Annotated in this window: 15 protein-coding genes, 1 tRNA gene and 1 pseudogene; 9 read left to right on the plus strand and 8 right to left on the minus strand. The window is 54.1% G+C overall.

The features are described from left to right. The first annotated feature begins 67 nt into the window (after window positions 1-67). The 3 genes from SynTAK9802_RS11010 (at window position 68) to SynTAK9802_RS11020 (ending at window position 3,404) form a co-directional block, all read left to right on the plus strand. Window positions 68-274, plus strand: coding sequence for a glycosyltransferase (locus SynTAK9802_RS11010; protein WP_255487757.1), 207 nt, complete (start codon window positions 68-70; stop codon window positions 272-274). A 110-nt stretch (window positions 275-384) separates the two neighbouring features. Then, entirely contained in the window at window positions 385-1,809 is a 1,425-nt protein-coding gene (locus tag SynTAK9802_RS11015; RefSeq protein WP_186496252.1) for a DUF2079 domain-containing protein, read from the plus strand. 158 nt (window positions 1,810-1,967) lie between these two features. Further along, a complete protein-coding gene (locus tag SynTAK9802_RS11020) occupies window positions 1,968-3,404 on the plus strand; it encodes a glycosyltransferase family 39 protein (RefSeq protein WP_255487758.1) in 1,437 nt (478 codons plus the stop codon). 18 nt (window positions 3,405-3,422) lie between these two features. Here the strand turns inward: SynTAK9802_RS11020 and SynTAK9802_RS11025 are convergent, their stop codons facing one another. From SynTAK9802_RS11025 to SynTAK9802_RS11035, 3 genes and pseudogenes are all read right to left on the minus strand, one after another. Further along, on the minus strand, window positions 3,423-5,033 hold the full coding sequence (locus SynTAK9802_RS11025) for a glycosyltransferase family 39 protein (RefSeq protein ID WP_186496254.1): 1,611 nt from the start codon (window positions 5,031-5,033) through the stop codon (window positions 3,423-3,425). 28 nt (window positions 5,034-5,061) lie between these two features. After that, a complete protein-coding gene (locus SynTAK9802_RS11030) occupies window positions 5,062-6,645 on the minus strand; it encodes a hypothetical protein (protein ID WP_186496256.1) in 1,584 nt (527 codons plus the stop codon). 317 nt (window positions 6,646-6,962) lie between these two features. Then, a pseudogene (locus SynTAK9802_RS11035) lies at window positions 6,963-7,424 on the minus strand (photosystem II D2 protein (photosystem q(a) protein)); the annotation flags it as partial. Between the two features lie 241 nt (window positions 7,425-7,665). On the opposite strand from SynTAK9802_RS11035, the gene SynTAK9802_RS11040 reads away from it, so the two are divergent. Beyond that, window positions 7,666-8,280 carry a hypothetical protein gene (locus SynTAK9802_RS11040; RefSeq protein ID WP_255487915.1) on the plus strand — a complete coding sequence of 205 codons (615 nt, stop codon included), beginning with the start codon at window positions 7,666-7,668 and terminating at the stop codon, window positions 8,278-8,280. Between the two features lie 52 nt (window positions 8,281-8,332). Here SynTAK9802_RS11040 and psbD read toward each other — a convergent pair whose 3' ends face one another. Continuing rightward, the gene (gene psbD / locus SynTAK9802_RS11045) at window positions 8,333-9,388 is read right to left on the minus strand and encodes a photosystem II D2 protein (photosystem q(a) protein) (RefSeq protein ID WP_006851499.1); all 1,056 of its coding nucleotides are present in this window, start codon (window positions 9,386-9,388) and stop codon (window positions 8,333-8,335) included. 164 nt (window positions 9,389-9,552) lie between these two features. Here psbD and SynTAK9802_RS11050 point away from each other — a divergent pair, with 164 nt between their 5' ends. The 4 genes from SynTAK9802_RS11050 (at window position 9,553) to SynTAK9802_RS11065 (ending at window position 11,654) form a co-directional block, all read left to right on the plus strand. After that, window positions 9,553-9,816 (plus strand): hypothetical protein, encoded by a 264-nt coding sequence (locus SynTAK9802_RS11050; RefSeq protein ID WP_186496260.1) that lies wholly within the window; start codon window positions 9,553-9,555, stop codon window positions 9,814-9,816. After that, window positions 9,758-10,495 carry an ABC transporter ATP-binding protein gene (locus SynTAK9802_RS11055; RefSeq protein ID WP_370586360.1) on the plus strand — a complete coding sequence of 246 codons (738 nt, stop codon included), beginning with the start codon at window positions 9,758-9,760 and terminating at the stop codon, window positions 10,493-10,495. The genes SynTAK9802_RS11050 and SynTAK9802_RS11055 overlap by 59 nt, the downstream gene beginning before the upstream one ends. Before the next feature lie 16 nt (window positions 10,496-10,511). Then, window positions 10,512-10,583, plus strand: a tRNA-Asn gene (locus SynTAK9802_RS11060). 282 nt (window positions 10,584-10,865) lie between these two features. Next, window positions 10,866-11,654, plus strand: coding sequence for a response regulator transcription factor (locus tag SynTAK9802_RS11065; protein WP_186496262.1), 789 nt, complete (start codon window positions 10,866-10,868; stop codon window positions 11,652-11,654). A gap of 14 nt (window positions 11,655-11,668) precedes the next feature. On the opposite strand, the gene SynTAK9802_RS11070 is transcribed toward SynTAK9802_RS11065, so the two are convergent. The 3 genes from SynTAK9802_RS11070 to SynTAK9802_RS11080 are packed head-to-tail and all read right to left on the minus strand — an operon-like array spanning window position 11,669 to window position 15,563. Then, entirely contained in the window at window positions 11,669-12,613 is a 945-nt protein-coding gene (locus SynTAK9802_RS11070) for a DNA polymerase III subunit delta' (protein WP_186496263.1), read from the minus strand. After that, window positions 12,610-13,239, minus strand: coding sequence for a dTMP kinase (gene tmk / locus SynTAK9802_RS11075; protein ID WP_186496264.1), 630 nt, complete (start codon window positions 13,237-13,239; stop codon window positions 12,610-12,612). Before tmk ends, SynTAK9802_RS11070 begins: the two co-directional genes overlap by 4 nt. Next, a complete protein-coding gene (locus tag SynTAK9802_RS11080; RefSeq protein WP_186496265.1) occupies window positions 13,236-15,563 on the minus strand; it encodes a cation-translocating P-type ATPase in 2,328 nt (775 codons plus the stop codon). Before SynTAK9802_RS11080 ends, tmk begins: the two co-directional genes overlap by 4 nt. An 85-nt stretch (window positions 15,564-15,648) precedes the next feature. Here SynTAK9802_RS11080 and SynTAK9802_RS11085 point away from each other — a divergent pair, with 85 nt between their 5' ends. Next, the gene (locus SynTAK9802_RS11085) at window positions 15,649-16,170 is read left to right on the plus strand and encodes a photosystem I assembly protein Ycf3 (protein ID WP_006849793.1); all 522 of its coding nucleotides are present in this window, start codon (window positions 15,649-15,651) and stop codon (window positions 16,168-16,170) included. A gap of 1 nt (window position 16,171) precedes the next feature. On the opposite strand, the gene radA is transcribed toward SynTAK9802_RS11085, so the two are convergent. Then, entirely contained in the window at window positions 16,172-17,569 is a 1,398-nt protein-coding gene (gene radA / locus SynTAK9802_RS11090) for a DNA repair protein RadA (protein ID WP_006851231.1), read from the minus strand. Window positions 17,570-17,625 lie beyond the last annotated feature (56 nt).

A 17,625-nucleotide genomic window follows, 5' to 3' on the forward strand; every position in this document is an offset into this window, starting at 1 on the left:
GCGATTAGCCACCATGCCAAGGAGACGCCTGCGGTAATACCGGCTCGAGTCCATTGACCACGTGCCAGTGTATAAAGGGCCAAGCCAAAGCGGCCCGTCAACCACGCATCCCACATTCAATGAGGGTGGTTCCATACGCCAGGCAATCGAATCCCTGCTGCACCTGGAGACAGATCTTCCGCTTAAAATTCTTGTCGTTAATGACGATTCCCACAATGGCACCCCTGATCTGATTCGATCCCTGGCCCAAGCAGATAAGGGGTACTGGCCTTAAATATCAAGACCTCAAAACCGTAGAATAAATTCAGGAAAATCACTCAGGCTAGATGCAGCTATTGGAGTAGGCACTATATTTGCATTGCTGCTTGCATTCTGAAGTCGGACATGCCCGAAAAACGTTGGTTATCAATCTATTTTGTATGTTGCTCTGCAAGCCTAAGCCTATTCTCGTCATTAAGGCATGCATGGTTTCAAAGCAACGCATGGGACTTGGGAATTTTCGACCAAGCCATTTATTTAATATCACAAGGCCAGACTCCAATAAGCACTTTTCTGAACTTTCACATTTTAGGCGACCATGCAGCCTTTGCGCTTTATCCGATTGGCTTGATTTACCGTGCGATTCCTTCTACTTACCTTTTACTAGTAATCCAGTCAATAGCCATAGCATCATGCATCTTTCCTCTACATAAATTCGCCAATTCAAAGCGCCTGAACCCGAGGAGCAAGAAAATAACCATATTATTTTTTATGCTATTTCCTATAATATTTAATCTATCTATTTTTGATTTCCATCCTGAGGCGATCGCCATGCCAATTCTAACATCATTGGCGTGCGAGCTTGAACAAAAAGATATACGGCCGGGAAAGGTAATTTTACTCGCTTTCCTTTCATTAACCTGCAAAATAACAATATCGATATTAATAGCAGGCTTTGGCGCACGAGAATGGTTTAAAAATCGCAAGACAATCGGATCACTTTTAATGATATTGGGCACAGCATGGTTTGCACTTGCCTCAAAACTAATTATTCCTTTTTATGGTGGGCCAAGTGCTTCATTAGCAAGGCATGCCAAGAAATTCGGACTTGACTACGATTCAATATTTGACTTGAGTTCAATCCCTGAAAATATAAAAGCATTGTCCACACAATTGCTGACAACATCAAATCTAGAATATCTAGTGCTATTAATAGCTCCTGCATTTTTTATATTCCTTGTAAAAAAACCGAAGCGTACCGCGATAAGATTGATTCCATTTTTTCCTTTACTGACAATTAACTTACTATCTACCAGCCTAAGCATGAAAAGCCTTGTATTCCAGTACTCAGTATTTCTGGTGCCATTATTGGCAATAGAAACGACCTATTTCCTTCAAGAGAATGGCAGCAGACTGAGCTTCATCTCTAAAGCAAGTGCGCACAGGATGGTGATCATAACCTCATTAGTCGGATTCGTAGCCTTGAGCAGAATCACTTTTTTCTTCAATCAATATCAAACAAACTTCCCCACAATAAACGAACTAAATGTGGCAATTAGATTAGTAAACGAAGAATCATCTGTTCTCACCTCTTCTATAATAGCCCCTCACTTATCGAAAAGAAAAGATATCAGAGTTTCGGACGTTGAAAATTCACTAGACATAAGTAATTACGACGAAATACTCCTCGACACCGCGCGTCCTGGATGGAAATCGAACTCAGATATAGTTGACTCAATTTATTCAAGAGCGCATGAAAGTGACAAATGGGAAATGGCGTACCACAAGAAATCCATATTCCTTTGGAGAAAACTCGAGAATCAACAATAAAATGTCAATATCGATCAGTTATTATCAGCTGACTGTAATTAATTTTACCTACCTCTGGAACCATGCGGCCTACTGATCCCGTTTTATCTGGAACAGGCTCTAGGCCGGCCTGGCAGCCCATTGGCGTGGGGACCCTGTTGCGAATGGTACAGATATGGATGCCGGTGGTCGGGGTTCACAGCTGGCGGCAAGCAGACACCGCCGCAATGGCTCGACATTTCGTTGAACAAGGCACTCCTATTTGGCTTCCACAAATCGACTGGGCTGGCGCAAGTGCCGGATATGTGGAGTGTGAGTTTCCTATTTACCCATTCCTAGTCAGCCGCCTATACGGCCTTATTGGCATCCAGGAATGGATGGGTCGTAGTGTATCGGTGCTTTGCAGCGCGATAACCATCTGGCTGGTGATGCGCTTGGGAAGGCGTTGGTTCAACCCCGAAGCCGGTTGGTGGGGAGGCATGGCCTTCGCCCTTGCACCGTTGGGAGTGTATTACGGAAGAGCCTTTCAGGCAGAAGCCTTATTGGTGTTGTGTGCCGCGGGAGCACTAGAAGCCCACAGCATCTGGGTTGAACGACGAACAAAATGGGCTCTGGCTATCAGCTGGATTTGCTTCGCCGGAGCAGCATTAATCAAAGTAATTCCCATGCTCTGGCTGGGCCTGCCTCTACTGCTCGTAGAGCTCATACCTTCACCTCATGCAGAGGCTGAATCTTGTCGGCAAATTATGCGACGGCTCTGGCACTTGTTGCTGAATCCATGGTTCTGGGTCTATTCAACAACAGCTCTGGCAGTTACATCTGCCTGGTACATGCACGCTTATGGGTTAGGCGACACAAGCGGTTTGACTTTCGGTTTTTGGGGAGACGACAGCGATCGCAGCAACATCGGGTTAGCACTAAGTCTCTCTAGTTGGATGAACCTTGCGATCCGAATCGGTCTGCGCGCGCTTGTTCTAATAGGTATTCCCTTGATCATCATCGGCATCATGCGGTGCTGGAGGCTTGGCGGAGGACGCATCGCACTTGGAGGAGTGGTGGGGATGCTGATTTGCACAATTGCCACGATGAGATCAAGCACCGTACATGAGTATTACCAGTTTCCCTTATTGCTGTTTAGCTCCCCTTTGGTAGGCCTGGGATGGCAAACCTGGAATTGCAAACAGCAACGTTGGGTGGTTCAAATCGTGCTAAGTGTCACAATAATCGTCAGCCTTGTAGTACTCACAGTTGATTACTGGGCGGTGGAGACGCGACAGCGCAGCATTTGGATGCCACTTGCAGAGTCCATTCGTAGAGAACTACCAACTAATGCTCGCATTGTGAGTGTCACAGGTTCAGATCCCACCCTTCTAAACCTTGCACGTAGACAGGGTTGGATTATTCCAAGCAATGAATTGACACGAAAGCATCTCCAAATACTTAGAAGTCATGGGGCCAGCCATCTAACTGGAAGCATCAAATGGCATAATACTTACACGCCAACGAAAGAAACCGAAGCACAAAGAATCAACCAACTAATACAAACAAAAGACATGCATTTTGTTGACAAAAGCAAGAAAACATATTTGATTCCAATCAGCGATATAATACCTTAGGTGATCACAACACTCAAATCACCTGAAATAGATTTTTGAGAAATTTCTATCCCGCAAATTCGGTAAACCTTGTTTACTAGACATATTGGCGTAAACCAAGCAACGGCGAGGCGAAGCGGATAAAGAATTCAAGGACTCCAAAACCAAAGAATCATCGAGATAAAACTGAAGAATTGTCATATCTTTACTTGAAAGTCCATACAGATATGTACCAGAACTACACTCACGATTAACAGTACTGGCCAATACCTTGAGCTCTTTATTAGTGTTCCAAATGATGCCGCTTGCAGAGAATGCAAAAATAGTTAAGTATTGCGCCATGAGAACCGCAAAGATGACTGCAAAAGGGGAAATCCTTCGCCACGAAAATGCTTTTGCATAAAAAGCGTAAAAACAAAAACTGGAAGAAAGGATTAGAGCAAAAAATCCAATATAGAATGATAACTCTAGAAAGCCTTCACGCTTAAAGCAAAGAATACATGCGCTTAGCAAATAAAAGGCGCTCATAACAACAGCAAAGTTTGAGTCAAAATTAAATTTACTTCGTTCAAATGTTAAATCTATACGGGCAATATTTAGTGCAAGCGGTGGCACAAGTGGCAAAAGATAATGATAATGCCTGGTCCCCATAAAAGACAATACAATTATATAAACCAGCGGGAAAAACACTGTCAGCGCATTGAGCTCCATTTGCAATGGATTAGCCCTAAGAAAACAGGGAATTTTCCGAAAAGATTGAACGCGGGGCAGCAAAAGAAATACAAATGCCGGAAAGGTGAATAATAAAAGCCTTGTGAAATAGAAAGGAACGCTAGATAAAAGATTAAATTCAGACACATCAGCCTTTTTAGATGCAAACGCAATAAGTGAAGCTAACCCTGCATATCCATGATCTCCAAAGACAGATAAGAGGCTAATTGCAAGTGGTATTGATCCTACCAAAAGACCACCTAACACACAGACCCAAAATGCTTTCTTGCGCATATATTGCAGCACAAAAATTAAAGGCAATAACGACACAAGCGGGATTAGTGCAACAATACTGCGCACGAAAAAAGTAAATGAAACGCATACGCCAAAGCAGAATATTTTCCAATAGGATGTAGAACTAGATAGAGGCTTGGCAGAGGTCAGAAAATATATTTGTGCCATCATTAGGGCGATAAAAACCATATCAGGGCTGACTGTACGTAACGATTGGAAGTAAATAGGCATGACAATTAACGATAACGTAGCAACCAAAGAATTCAAGGGTTTGAAGTATCTTAGTGATATCAAATAAAACAGCAATGTTGCTATTAAGCCTGCCAAAGTGCTCGGAAATCTAGAGGCCCAATCACTGATTCCAAAAAGCTTCAGACTTGCCGCTATTGCCCAATACGAACCAACAGTTTTATGATGAGGTGATGCAAATGGAGATTGCCAATCCCCTGAATCTAATATTAATTTTGCTCGCCTTGCGTACAGACCTTCATCATGAGCAATTAGGCTCTGCGAATCAGACCAAAATAGCGAAACACAGATTATAGATATTAATATAACTATGAGAAAAATGTGACCGGTTATTTCATTCTTTTTTAGATGAAAAGGCATTAGAAGTTTGTTTAGAGCATGTATTCGGGAAGACACAAATAAGCCTCAGGAAGATGCGATGAATCTAATTAGCATATTGCACATCACTGGCTTGAATCTTTCCAGTCCGTCTAATGGTATAAACATAGTATCTTTCTGGCTTGTTATATGAACGGAGGAAGCTCCTGACAAACTTAATCGTTATATTGCCGGGAAGGACTAAATCTCCTTGCTCAAAATTATGCTTTAAGTTAGAGCCGTTGCTTAAGATTGCAAGTATCGAAGCAACATCTTGGTGTGAATCCATGTATTCTTGAATATAAACTAATGAGTCCTCTCTTTTTAATGATGAGTCCCGATTAATCCACTCAGTAAAAGTGCCTGACCGAGCTATTTCAGGATAATAAATTGATTTCCCAAGATAACCTGAGACCGACGTAAGCTCAACATCTCTGGTCCCAAACAAAGGCCAATCAGCATATTCTGAATTCCTTATAAAAGTGGCAACTTCTTTGCTCGCAGAATATGGATAAACAATATCAAGGAAAACTCTATGAATCCCTGCACAGAAATGAATCACTAGAATAATAGATAAAAATAGTGAGAATTTAGACTTTGCCTTAGTTGAATATATCTGCTCAACATTAGCCAGCGAGCCGCTAAATGATGCCGAAGGATCTGATCTACAAAGCCAAATAGATGTGATTATAACAATAAAATAAATTCCAAAATGCCTTGAACCTGCTCCACTGTATACAGCAGCATTAAAGCCAAGCAAAGAAAATGTAGACGAACAATAAAACAATAATGCTCTTCGTGAAAATCGTATATATAATACAGTGGCTACAATTAATACAATGGAGATGGCAGCTGACAATGAGAGGTCAAGCCATTGAGAGGAATTAGGTACAATTAAAATATTGCCGCCCAAATACCTTCCAAAAGCAACCAGAACTGATTTTAAACTTATATTAATTGATTCACTATCAATGCTTCTCGAGGTCTGAAAAAGACTACTTAATGACAGCCATGCAGCAACAGACAAAACAATAGTGGATACGAAAAATCTGAAACAAATAGAGGAGGAAAACGCAGGCTTGCTTAACAGTAATTTTTTACAGACCAAATCATCGGCTATCGTAATAAAAAATCCAAACGCGATGCTCCAAGCGAGAGCATGCGTGTTCATCAGCAAAGCTATGAGAAATGACATACCAACTAAGCTATATTTTTTCTTACTTACAAAAATCACACCAAGGAAGGTCAAAAGCTGGATTACAACATAATGCCTAGAAATAAGGCAATACTCCCAAAACGGGAAGTAGCCAAATGCGAATAATAACTTCTGAAACTTTGAGAAAGGAGCTCTACTCAAAAATATAAACACGCAAATCGCGGCAAGTGACCACTGCATTAGCTGCAAAGACAATGGTTTGTCATATATAAATGAAGAAATAAATGTGAGAAATGGATAAACTATAGGATGACCAGAAGGCGCATTATTGGCCCAAAGATCAAAAATATTTGAGCTACTTACTGCTACTAACCAACCCTGCATCTCATCACGCCAGAGCACATGAGAAGAGACACCAACTAGTGAACTAAGTATATAAATTGCAAATACTACTTTGAGTGAGATTTTTGAATCTAACCCGCGCGCAGAAATCAACTCTTAGGGCAAGCAAGTTCCTTCAATCGTAAGCGCATGCGGCACAAAAAGATTGTTTGTAACCAAATTTAATCACTTTTATAGATCAAAAAAACTTAGATGGTCAACAATGTGAGGTGTTGTTTGGAATTTGCGAACTCAAAGAGAGGCAAAGGAAATTCTTCAGTATTAATCCGAAAATCGCCTTACTAAGAGGAAGTGAATTAGGTCAAATAGATTCACTACACATGCTCGCTCGCAAGCTATCGGCAAGAGCTAATAGAGCGTTAATGCAAATGAAAATAACTAAAATAATAGTTTTAGCAAATCAATCAATGCAAGCCTGCATTCAGAAGGATGTTCTTGGTGTAGAAGGTCTCGAATTCGGGATCTTCTGCAGCACGGATTTCCTGGGACACGAAGTCATAGGCGCGCAGGTTGAGGGCCAAGCCGATGATGCCGATGGAGCTGGTCCACAGGCCCATCACAGGCACGAACAGCATGAAGAAGTGCAGCCAGCGCTTGTTGGAGAAGGCGATACCGAAGATCTGACTCCAGAAGCGGTTGGCAGTGACCATGGAATAGGTCTCTTCTTCCTGGGTGGGCTCGAACGCCTTGAAGGTGTTGGCCTGCTCACCGTCCTCAAACAGGGTGTTTTCCACGGTGGCGCCGTGAATGGCGCAGAGGAGTGCACCGCCGAGGATGCCGGCGACGCCCATCATGTGGAAGGGGTTCAGGGTCCAGTTGTGGAAGCCCTGAAGGAAGAGAAGGAAGCGGAAGATCGCAGCCACACCGAAGGAGGTGCAACCACCGTGCAGATCACAGCGAAAAGCAGCACGTTGCTCGGAGCATAGGTTAAGCAAAGGTTTAGAAACGAAGTATGAGGCCGAAGTTCATCCACCCCACAAGCCAACCGTGATTAAGGAATCCACCACAACAAATCCCAACCAGATGGGGATCATTCCCCTAACACCGAGATCAATCCGCAACTTACTGATAGCCGTCACCGGAGGGCTATTAGTAGCCCACAGTGTCGTGCAGATGGGGATTTATGGCTTCGGGGCAAAGAAATATTGGCTCGACAGCCTCAACATGGACCGGGAGCTCAACCTGCCCACCCTGTTCAGCAGCGCGCTGTTGCTGATAGCGGCACTGTTGATGCGACGACTGGGGCAGAGCAGCGATCGCATCGCTTCCCACGACTGGCGTTTGCTCTCGAAGATCTTCATCTTTCTGGCACTCGACGAAGCCCTTCAGATCCACGAGATCCTGATCATTCCAGGGCTCAGGCACCAGGTGCACCCAGCTCTGGCATCCACCTGGGTGGTGCCCTACGCCGTCCTCGCCCTCATCCTGCTGTGGCGCTTTCGCCGCTTCCTCGGCTCAATCTCCCGAGCAACGGCATCACGGTTGCTGCGAGCAGGGGCCGTCTACATCGGCGGTGCCATCGGCATGGAGATGATCGGCAGCTTTGCCGTTCGATCGAATCTGATCCGACTGCATAGCCCCTGGTACGGCGCCATCACAGGCCTGGAGGAAGCGCTGGAGCTGGTTGGCATCATTCTTCTCATCGATGCACTGCTGAGAGCGCTGCTCGATCAACGCAACAGCCTCGATCTCACCTTGCGTCTGGGACCTGATTCAGACAGCAACTGAACCAAAAAAAAACCGCCCGGATGGGCGGTTGAAGGAACAATCGGCCTTGAGATCAGAGGGCGTTACCACGGGGCAGAACCTCTTCAGGGAAGACGAAGTTTTCGTGCGGCTGGTCAGCCGGTGCCATCCAGGCACGCAGACCTTCATTCAGAAGGATGTTCTTGGTGTAGAAGGTCTCGAATTCGGGATCTTCTGCAGCACGGATTTCCTGGGACACGAAGTCATAGGCGCGCAGGTTGAGGGCCAAGCCGATGATGCCGATGGAGCTGGTCCACAGGCCCATCACAGGCACGAACAGCATGAAGAAGTGCAGCCAGCGCTTGTTGGAGAAGGCGATACCGAAGATCTGACTCCAGAAGCGGTTGGCAGTGACCATGGAATAGGTCTCTTCTTCCTGGGTGGGCTCGAACGCCTTGAAGGTGTTGGCCTGCTCACCGTCCTCAAACAGGGTGTTTTCCACGGTGGCGCCGTGAATGGCGCAGAGGAGTGCACCGCCGAGGATGCCGGCGACGCCCATCATGTGGAAGGGGTTCAGGGTCCAGTTGTGGAAGCCCTGGAGGAAGAGAAGGAAGCGGAAGATCGCAGCCACCCCGAAGGAGGGCGCGAAGAACCAGCTGCTCTGGCCGAGGGGGTACATCAGGAAGACGCTGACGAACACCGCGATCGGACCGGAGAAGGCGATGGCGTTGTAGGGGCGGATGCCGACCAGACGAGCGATTTCGAACTGACGGAGCATGAAGCCGATCAGTGCGAAGGCGCCGTGCAGGGCCACGAAGGCCCAAAGGCCGCCGAGCTGACACCAGCGAACGAAGTCGCCCTGGGCTTCAGGGCCCCAGAGCAGCAGCAGGCTGTGACCCATCGCATCAGCGGGGGTGGACACAGCAGCGGTAAGGAAGTTGCAACCTTCCAGGTACGAGGAGGCAATGCCGTGGGTGTACCAGGAGGTGACAAAGGTGGTGCCTGTCAGCCAGCCACCGATGGCCAGGTAGGCCGTTGGGAGAAGAAGGATGCCGGACCAGCCGACAAAAACGAAGCGGTCGCGCTTGAGCCAGTCATCGAGGACGTCAAACCATCCCCGCTGTGGCGCGCGTCCTACAGCGATCGTCATGAGAGGTGCTTCATGATCCGTTACACGGCTGAGCCTAGGGGGTGATCACCGAAATGGGGCGGCTCCCCGCACCCTTTTCGAGGGGATGAGTAGAAATGCGCATTTTTGGACCGACGGGATGCCGGTCCCTCCGCGAAGATGACGCATCGCTTCTTTCCAACGCTGTGTACGTCATCGAACTTGCCCTGCGCATGAGTCCTGTCCCGGTGTCGGTTCAGCGCAAGGAGCATGCAGACGCCGATGCGCTGTATCAGCAGATCCGCCTGGCCCTTGAGAACGGCCAACCGCGGCTGCTGGAGCTCACCTGCGAGAAAGTGGAAGGCAAGAAAGTAACGCTGCTCGTCAGTGAGGTTCTCGCCGTTCAGCTTTATGAGAAAGCTTCGGCAGCGGGTGGCAGCAAGCGTCCCGGCTTTTCCTTTGATTCCTGACACCTCAACCGCCGAACTGAGCGTTGAGGCCGTTAACCACCGCTGGCCGAACGGCCAGCAGGCCCTCAACCGTTGCAACCTGGTCATTCCGGGCCCAGGCCTCTGGATGCTGGTGGGCAGCAACGGCAGCGGTAAAAGCACCCTGTTCCGCCTGATTGCAGGACTACTCGAACCCCAGAGCGGACGCATCGCCTGCCGCACCAAAACGGCCCTGGTGTTTCAAAACCCAGACCATCAGCTGCTGCTCCCCAGTTGCGGCAGCGATCTGCTGCTGGGCATGGACCCGGAAGGGCCCCAGCAGCACCGCCTGAGCTCCGTGCGCGACCTGCTGGGCCAGCTTGGCCTCGCCCAACTGGAGAAGCGGCCAATTCACAGCCTCAGCGGCGGCCAGAAACAACGCCTGGCCATTGCCGGAGCCCTGGCGAGTGACGCCGGGCTCCTGCTGCTCGATGAGCCGACCGCGCTGCTGGACCCTGAGAGCCAAACAACGGTGCTGACCACCGTGCAACGGCTTTGCAAGGACCCCATTAAGCCGATCACGGCGCTGTGGATCACCCACAGGCTTGGGGAATTGGCCTTCGCCGATGGCGCCGCTCGCATGCAAGACGGTCAGATTGGACCATGGACCCGAGGGCCAGAACTGCAACGGCGCTTGCAGGGGGGCACATTCGAGGGGTAAATTCTTCGGGTCTCATTCCTCGGTAGCTCAGCGGTAGAGCGGTCGACTGTTAATCGATTGGTCGCAGGTTCGAATCCCGCCCGGGGAGCTATAAAGCCACAGCTCACGCTGTGGCTTTTTTATTGACGAACAGAGGAATTTCGTGACGGGTGATTGCCCGAAGCGGAAGACTTCCTAAACAGACACGAGCTGACGACAAGCAAAAAAAACTCCAGATCGCTGTTCCTGCAAACGATCTGCGACAACCAAGCCCCTAACGGTCTCTTTGCTGAAAATCTGCAGACAGTTGAAAAGCTTGAGAGAATCCGTTCAGCGTTAATCCCTACAGACAAGCGCTCGTTATTTCTCCAGCCGAATTGCCGCCGAACCGATGAAGCCCTGCATCCTGCTAATCGAAGATGACCAGGACATGCGCGACCTGGTGAGTGGCCATTTGGAGCACAGCGGCTTCGATGTGCAGCGCGCCGACGATGGCATCAAAGGTCAGGCCCTCGCACTGCAATACACCCCGGATCTGATCCTGCTGGATCTGATGCTGCCCAAAGTGGATGGCCTCACCCTGTGTCAGCGCCTACGGCGCGACGACCGCACCGCTGGGATTCCGATCCTGATGCTTACGGCTCTCGGCGGCACCAAAGACAAGGTGAGCGGTTTCAATTCCGGAGCCGACGATTACCTGACCAAACCCTTCGATCTGGAGGAACTTCAGGTGAGGGTCAAAGCCCTGCTGCGTCGCAGTGACCGAGCTCCGGTTGGAACAAGCAACCACAACGAGATCCTCAGCTACGGGCCTCTCACCCTGGTGCCCGAGCGCTTTGAAGCGATCTGGTTTGATCAACCCGTGCGGCTCACGCACCTGGAGTTCGAACTGCTTCATTGCCTGCTGCAGCGTCACGGTCAGACCGTGGCCCCCTCGTTGATCCTCAAGGAAGTGTGGGGCTACGAGCCCGATGACGACATCGAGACCATTCGCGTGCACGTCAGACACCTGCGCACCAAGCTGGAACCCGATCCCCGCAAACCACGCTTTATCAAAACGGTGTACGGAGAGGGCTATTGCCTGGAACTGCCCACCAGCGCCCAGATGGATGGCCTGGAGGACGTGGTGGCCATGGCACGCGAAGAACGCAAACAGCAAGGTGATCGAGCCTCGGCTTGATCGCCGACGTGCACCTAAGAGACTGATGGTGTGAGATCGAGCAGCGCCACCTCCCAGGCCAATCGCGGCTGAACGAACGAAAGCAGCTGGCCGCGCAGCGTGTCCAAGCGCTTGAGGCTTGAGGCAGAACTGCCGGAGCGCCAAAGCCGGTGTTGCCACCAGCCAATCAACCACAGCTGCTGCTCGCCATCGAGGGCTTCGCAGAGATCGCGTGCCAACGAAAGTGCCTCCATGGGAGTGGCGGGAAGCGAATCGAGGCGCTGAACCAACTCCTCGGGCAGACCAGCCAGGCTGCGGCGATGGTCGATCAGGGCGCCTGGAGACCCGGCAGCCAAGGCCAGAAGTTCCGGAGCATCTTGAGAGGTTGCACCGGTGCGCTCGAGCACCTGAGCCATGGCCTCGGGGTTGAGCCGAAGGAAACGGATCAACTGACAGCGGGAGCGAATTGTGCTGAGCAACCGCTCGGGGGCTGAGGTCAACAGAATCAGAACCCCATGGCCGGGTTCCTCCAGCGTTTTCAACAGGGCATTGGCCGCAGCTTCTGCCATCGCCTCAGCAGCCTCAATTACAACCATCCCGCGCTTCGCCTCCACCGGCTGCCGGGCAAGACAGCGTCCGATGTCGCGGATCTGCTCCAAGCGCAACTGGGGCGGAGTGCGGCGGCTGAGCCCCGCCTCCTCGGCTTCAGCGCGGGTCAGCAAACGGCCCTGATGCTGATAGGTGGGTGCCACCCAGAGCAGGTCGGGGTGATTGCGTTCCAGCAGGCGTCGACGTTCCCGGGCCGAGGGCTGACCATCGGCCAGCAGTCCCTCCAGAAAACGCACCGCCGCCAACTGACGTCCCACCCCTTCAGGGCCTGCAAAGAGATAGGCCGGGGCCACACGGCCCTGGGCCAGGGCCGCCGAAAGCAGATCAACGGCGAGGGGCTGGCCGATCAGATCCCCAAACAGCGCGCTCAAGCCAGATGCTCCTGAAGCTGACGTTCCAGAGCAGCACGAACGGCGCTGGCTGACTGATCTGCAGCGACGGCGCACCAGGAGCGCTGCTGGGCCAACGCGGCAAAACCCTGTGCAACCCGCTCCAGAAATGCGGCGCCCTCGGCTTCGATGCGGTCCTCTTTGTCCCCGAGACGGCGCTGCAGGCTCTCTTGAACGGAAAGGCGCAGCCAGAGGGTGAGATCGGGCTGCAGCCCCGTGGTGGCGATCCCTTCGAGCCGCTGAATCAAGTCCTGATCCAACCCACGGCCATAGCCTTGATAGGCAAGGGTTGATCCCGAGAAACGATCGCTGATCACCCAATCACCACGTTCCAGCGCAGGACGGATCAGCGTTTCAACATGCTGAGCCCGATCGGCGGCATACAGCAACAATTCAGCGGTGGGAGCTGGTGCCTCCTGGTCTGCCGTGTGCAGCAGGAGTTCACGGATCGAGCGCCCCAGAGGAGTGCCTCCGGGCTCACAGGTGCAGACCACAGCAGCACCCTTCGGCATCAGACCGCTGTTGGGCAACCACTCGACCAGATGCTGGATCTGCGTGGACTTGCCGCAGCCATCGATGCCCTCCAGAACAATGAAGCGACCTGTCATGGCAAGCGAAGAGCCAGGGCATTGAGCACCACCGTGATCGAACTCAGGGCCATCAACAGCGCCGCCAATGGGGGCGACAGCAGCACCCCATGGCTGGGGAGCAAGGCACCGGCGGCCACCGGAAGAACAATCAGGTTGTAACCGAAGGCCCAGAACAGGTTCTGCCGCACCTTCACCAGGGTGCGGCGCGCCAGGCTGAGGGCTTCGGGCAGGTTGTCGAGCCGATCGCCGAGCAACACCAGACCAGCGGAGTCCTGCGCGATCTGAGTTCCAGTGCCAATGGCAATCCCAAGATCAGCCGCGGCCAGGGCCGGCGCATCGTTGATGCCATCGCCCACCATGGCCACCCGCTCGGCCTGCCGCAGCTGCTCGAGGCGCTGCAGCTTCTGCTCCGGCAGCATCTGCCAGCCCAGATCCTTGGCGGCAAAGCCAAGCTGCTGACCAAGGCGCTGCACAGCCGCCTGCCGATCACCACTGAACACCGAAAGCGCCAGACCGTGAGAACGCAGGCGTTGCAATGCCGGGGCAACATCCGGGCGCAGCTGATCCTCGATCTGCACCAGGCCCACCAGGACAGCTCCCACAGCAACAGCCACCACCGAGCCTTCAGCGGTAGAGAGCCAGTCCTGGGCGGCGGGGGCGATGGCAACACCCTGCTCCTCCAACCAGTCGGGCTTGCCAGCACGCACCTGAGCCGATGCACCGTCTACGTGGCCCTCCAGGCCCTGGCCGGAGACGGTGCGAACGTCCTCGCAGTCCAGAAGCGCGAGCTCCCGGCGCTGGGCCTCCTGCAGCAGGGCGTAGGCCAAGGGATGGCGGCTGCTTTGCTCCAGGCTGGCCGCGAGCTGCAACAAATGATCCGGGTCATTCCCGTACACATCGGTCACGAGGGGACGACCCAAGGTGAGTGTGCCGGTCTTGTCGAAGACCACATGGTCCAAACCGGCGGCTGTTTCGATCACATCACCACCGCGGAACAGCCAGCCGCGCCGTGCTGCCAAGCCGGTGGCCACCGTGATCACAGTGGGGGTCGCCAGACCCAGGGCACAGGGACAGGCGACCACCAGCACAGCGATTGACAGTTGCAGGGCCAGACCCATCGGGGTGCTGGCTCCACTGCCCAAGCCGCCGTGATGCATCCCATGGCCATGGTCCATCCCATGGGACATCGCATGGGTCATGGGCATCCCAGGGGCTGACGCCTGCAGAACCTCAGGCCAGTGTTCAGCGCCGAACAACCACCAGAACAGAAAGGTCGCGAGGGCCAGGCCGATCACGCCATAGCAAAAACGGCCTGCCACACGATCGGCCAGGCCCTGGATGGGGGCCCGACGGGCCTGGGCCTGCTCCACCAGACGAATGATCCGGGCCAGGGCGGTTTCGGCACCGACACGGGTGACCTTCAACGCCAGGGTTGACTCCAGATTGAGGCTGCCGGAGGACAACTCCGTGCCGGGCTCCGCCTGCAGTGGCAAGGGCTCACCGGTGAGGCTGGACACATCAACGGCTGAGGCCCCCTCAAGCACCACCCCATCCACCGGAATGCGGTCACCGGCCAGCAACTGCACGGTTTCACCGGGCCTGAGAGCACCAACGCGCACCTCACGAATCGCCCCGTCGCTCAACAGCAGGCGCGCCGTGTCCGGCTGGAGCTCAGCCAGTTGCTGCAGGGCCTGACCGGTCCGGAAACGGGCCCGTTCCTCGAGGAAACGTCCCAGCAGGACGAATCCCAGCAACATCACCGGTTCATTGAAAAAGCAGGGCCAACCCACCTGGGGCCAAACCAAGGCCACCAGGCTGGCCACATAGGCACTGCTCACCCCCAGGCCCACGAGGGAATCCATGCTGGGGGCCCCTGCGCGAGCAGCCGCAACACCACCCACCAGGATCGGACGGCCCGGCCCCAGCAGAGCCACCGTGGCCAACGTGGCGTGGAAAGGCAGGCTGCCGATCAAGGGAAGCGACAGGTGACCGGCCTCGCTGAGATGCCCCAGCACCGACAGCAACAGCAGCACCAGGGCCACCATCAGCTGTCGCCATTGCTGCCACCAGCCCGGCAGCGCCTGCCCGGCAGCCGCCGCTCCGATCGGGGCATCCAGGGAACGCTCCTTGGCCGGAAAGCCTCTGTCTGCAAGGGCTTTCAAGACACCATCCACATCACTCTCACCGGCAGTGAGATCGAGCCAGGCCGAGCGGCTGACCAGATTCACATCGGCGCGCTGAACACCGGGCTGATCCAGCAGGGTGGTTTCCACAGCGCGGACGCAACCGCCGCATTTCATCCCTTCCACATCCAGGACGACGGTCTGAACCGAAGGGCTCACAGGTGTTTACGCAACAGGGATCTTTACGAGCAGGCTAGGTCGGGCTCCGGTCCCGTCAGGATGGGGGTCCGTCCGCCGGAGCGCCGTGCCCCGCAGCAACCGCAACGACAACTTCATTGACAAGAGCTTCACGGTGATGGCGGACCTGATCGTCAAGTTGTTGCCGATCAATGCCCGCTCCAAGGAGGCCTACGTCTATTACAGGGATGGCCTCTCCGCCCAGAACGATGGCGACTACGCCGAAGCGCTGGAGAACTACGAGGAGGCCCTGAAGCTCGAGGAGAACTCCACCGACCGGAGCGAAACCCTCAAGAACATGGCCATCATCTACATGTCCAACGGCGAGGAGGAGCGGGCGATCGAGACCTACCGCAAGGCGCTCGAGGAAAACCCGAACCAGCCCTCCTGCCTGAAGAACATGGGGCTGATTTACGAGAAGTGGGGCCGCATCGCCGAGGAAGGCGGTGAGCAGGACGCAGCGGATCGCTGGTTCGACCAGGCCGCTGACGTCTGGACCCAGGCCGTGCGCCTCAATCCCGGCGGTTATCTGGACATCGAGAACTGGCTGAAGTCCACGGGCCGCAGCAACGTGGACGTTTACTTCTGAATCAGTCCTGGTCGGGCTGCACGGCATCACCGAGCGCCAGCACCAGGGCTTCGGTGACGCTGTCGGCCTCCAGAAGAGCGAGATCCAAACCCGAAGCCAGATCGCCCAGGCCACTGCCCCGGGGGACGACGGCCCGCTGGAAGCCCAGCCGGGCCGCTTCCTGCAGCCGAAGCTCCAGCTGACCTACAGGGCGCAACTGCCCCCCCAAACCAAGCTCGCCGATCAACACCGTGCCCGCAGGCAGGGTGAGATCTCTGAAGCTGGCAACTACCGCTGCAGCGACCCCCAGATCCGCCGCAGGCTCCTCCACCTCCAGGCCACCGGCCACGGCCAGATAGCAGTCGAAGCGGGAGAGCGGCAGTCCCATGTGCTTCTCCAGCACCGCGAGGATCTGGTGCAGACGGTTGGTGCCGATCCCTGTCGCCGTGCGTCGCGGACTGGCATAGCTGGTGACGTTCACCAAGGCCTGCAGATCCACCACCAACGAGCGCGTGCCCTCACAGGCCACGATCGTGGCGACACCGGAGGCGCGGGCATCGCTGAGGAACAGCTCACTGGGGTTGCCCACCTCGGCCAGGCCACCGCTTTGCATCTCAAACAAACCCAACTCATGGGTGGCACCGAAGCGGTTCTTGACGGCCCGCAGCAGGCGATGACTGGCGAAGCGGTCTCCCTCGAAGGTGAGCACCGCGTCCACGAGGTGTTCCAACACCTTCGGGCCGGCCAACATGCCTTCTTTGGTGACGTGGCCCACCAACAACAACGAGATGTTCTGGCGTTTCGCCAGCCGTTGCAGGGCAGCCGCACATTCACGCACCTGACCGACGGACCCCGGCGCACTGGTGAGGTTGGCGTCATGCAACGCCTGAATGCTGTCGATGATCGCCACAGCGGGGCGAAGGGCCTCCAGCTCCTCCAGCACCAGTTCCAGATCGGTTTCGGCCAGCAACTGCAGCTCCGATGCCCCCCCGGCAAGCCGCTGCCAGCGCAGCTTCACCTGCTGCGCTGATTCCTCAGCACTCACATAGAGCACGGATGCACCGGCCGCCATGGCCGAGGCGCTCTGCAGCAGCAATGTGCTCTTGCCGATGCCCGGATCACCTCCCACCAGCACCAGCGAACCGGGAACCAGGCCCCCACCCAGAACGCGGTCAAATTCCGCCGACCCTGTCGCCAGCCGCTGCAGCGGCTGATCCTCCAGCGAGGCCATGGCCGTGGAGCGCCGCGGGGCAGCGGCCTGCTCCGGATCCGGAGCACTGCGGCGGCGACGGCCATCGTCGGCGGGCTGGGATTGCTCCACCAGCGAATTCCAGCTTCCGCACTCCGGGCAACGGCCGAAAAACTGTCGGGCACGGGCTCCACAGACCTGACAGATGAAAACAGCGGTGGATTTGGGCACTGCGAACTGTGAAGAAAGTTGCCGTTGAATGAACAGACCGGGGGGCTGCCCTTTTA

It is taken from the genome of Synechococcus sp. TAK9802, assembly GCF_014279535.1.
Taxonomy (GTDB): Bacteria; Cyanobacteriota; Cyanobacteriia; order PCC-6307; family Cyanobiaceae; genus Parasynechococcus.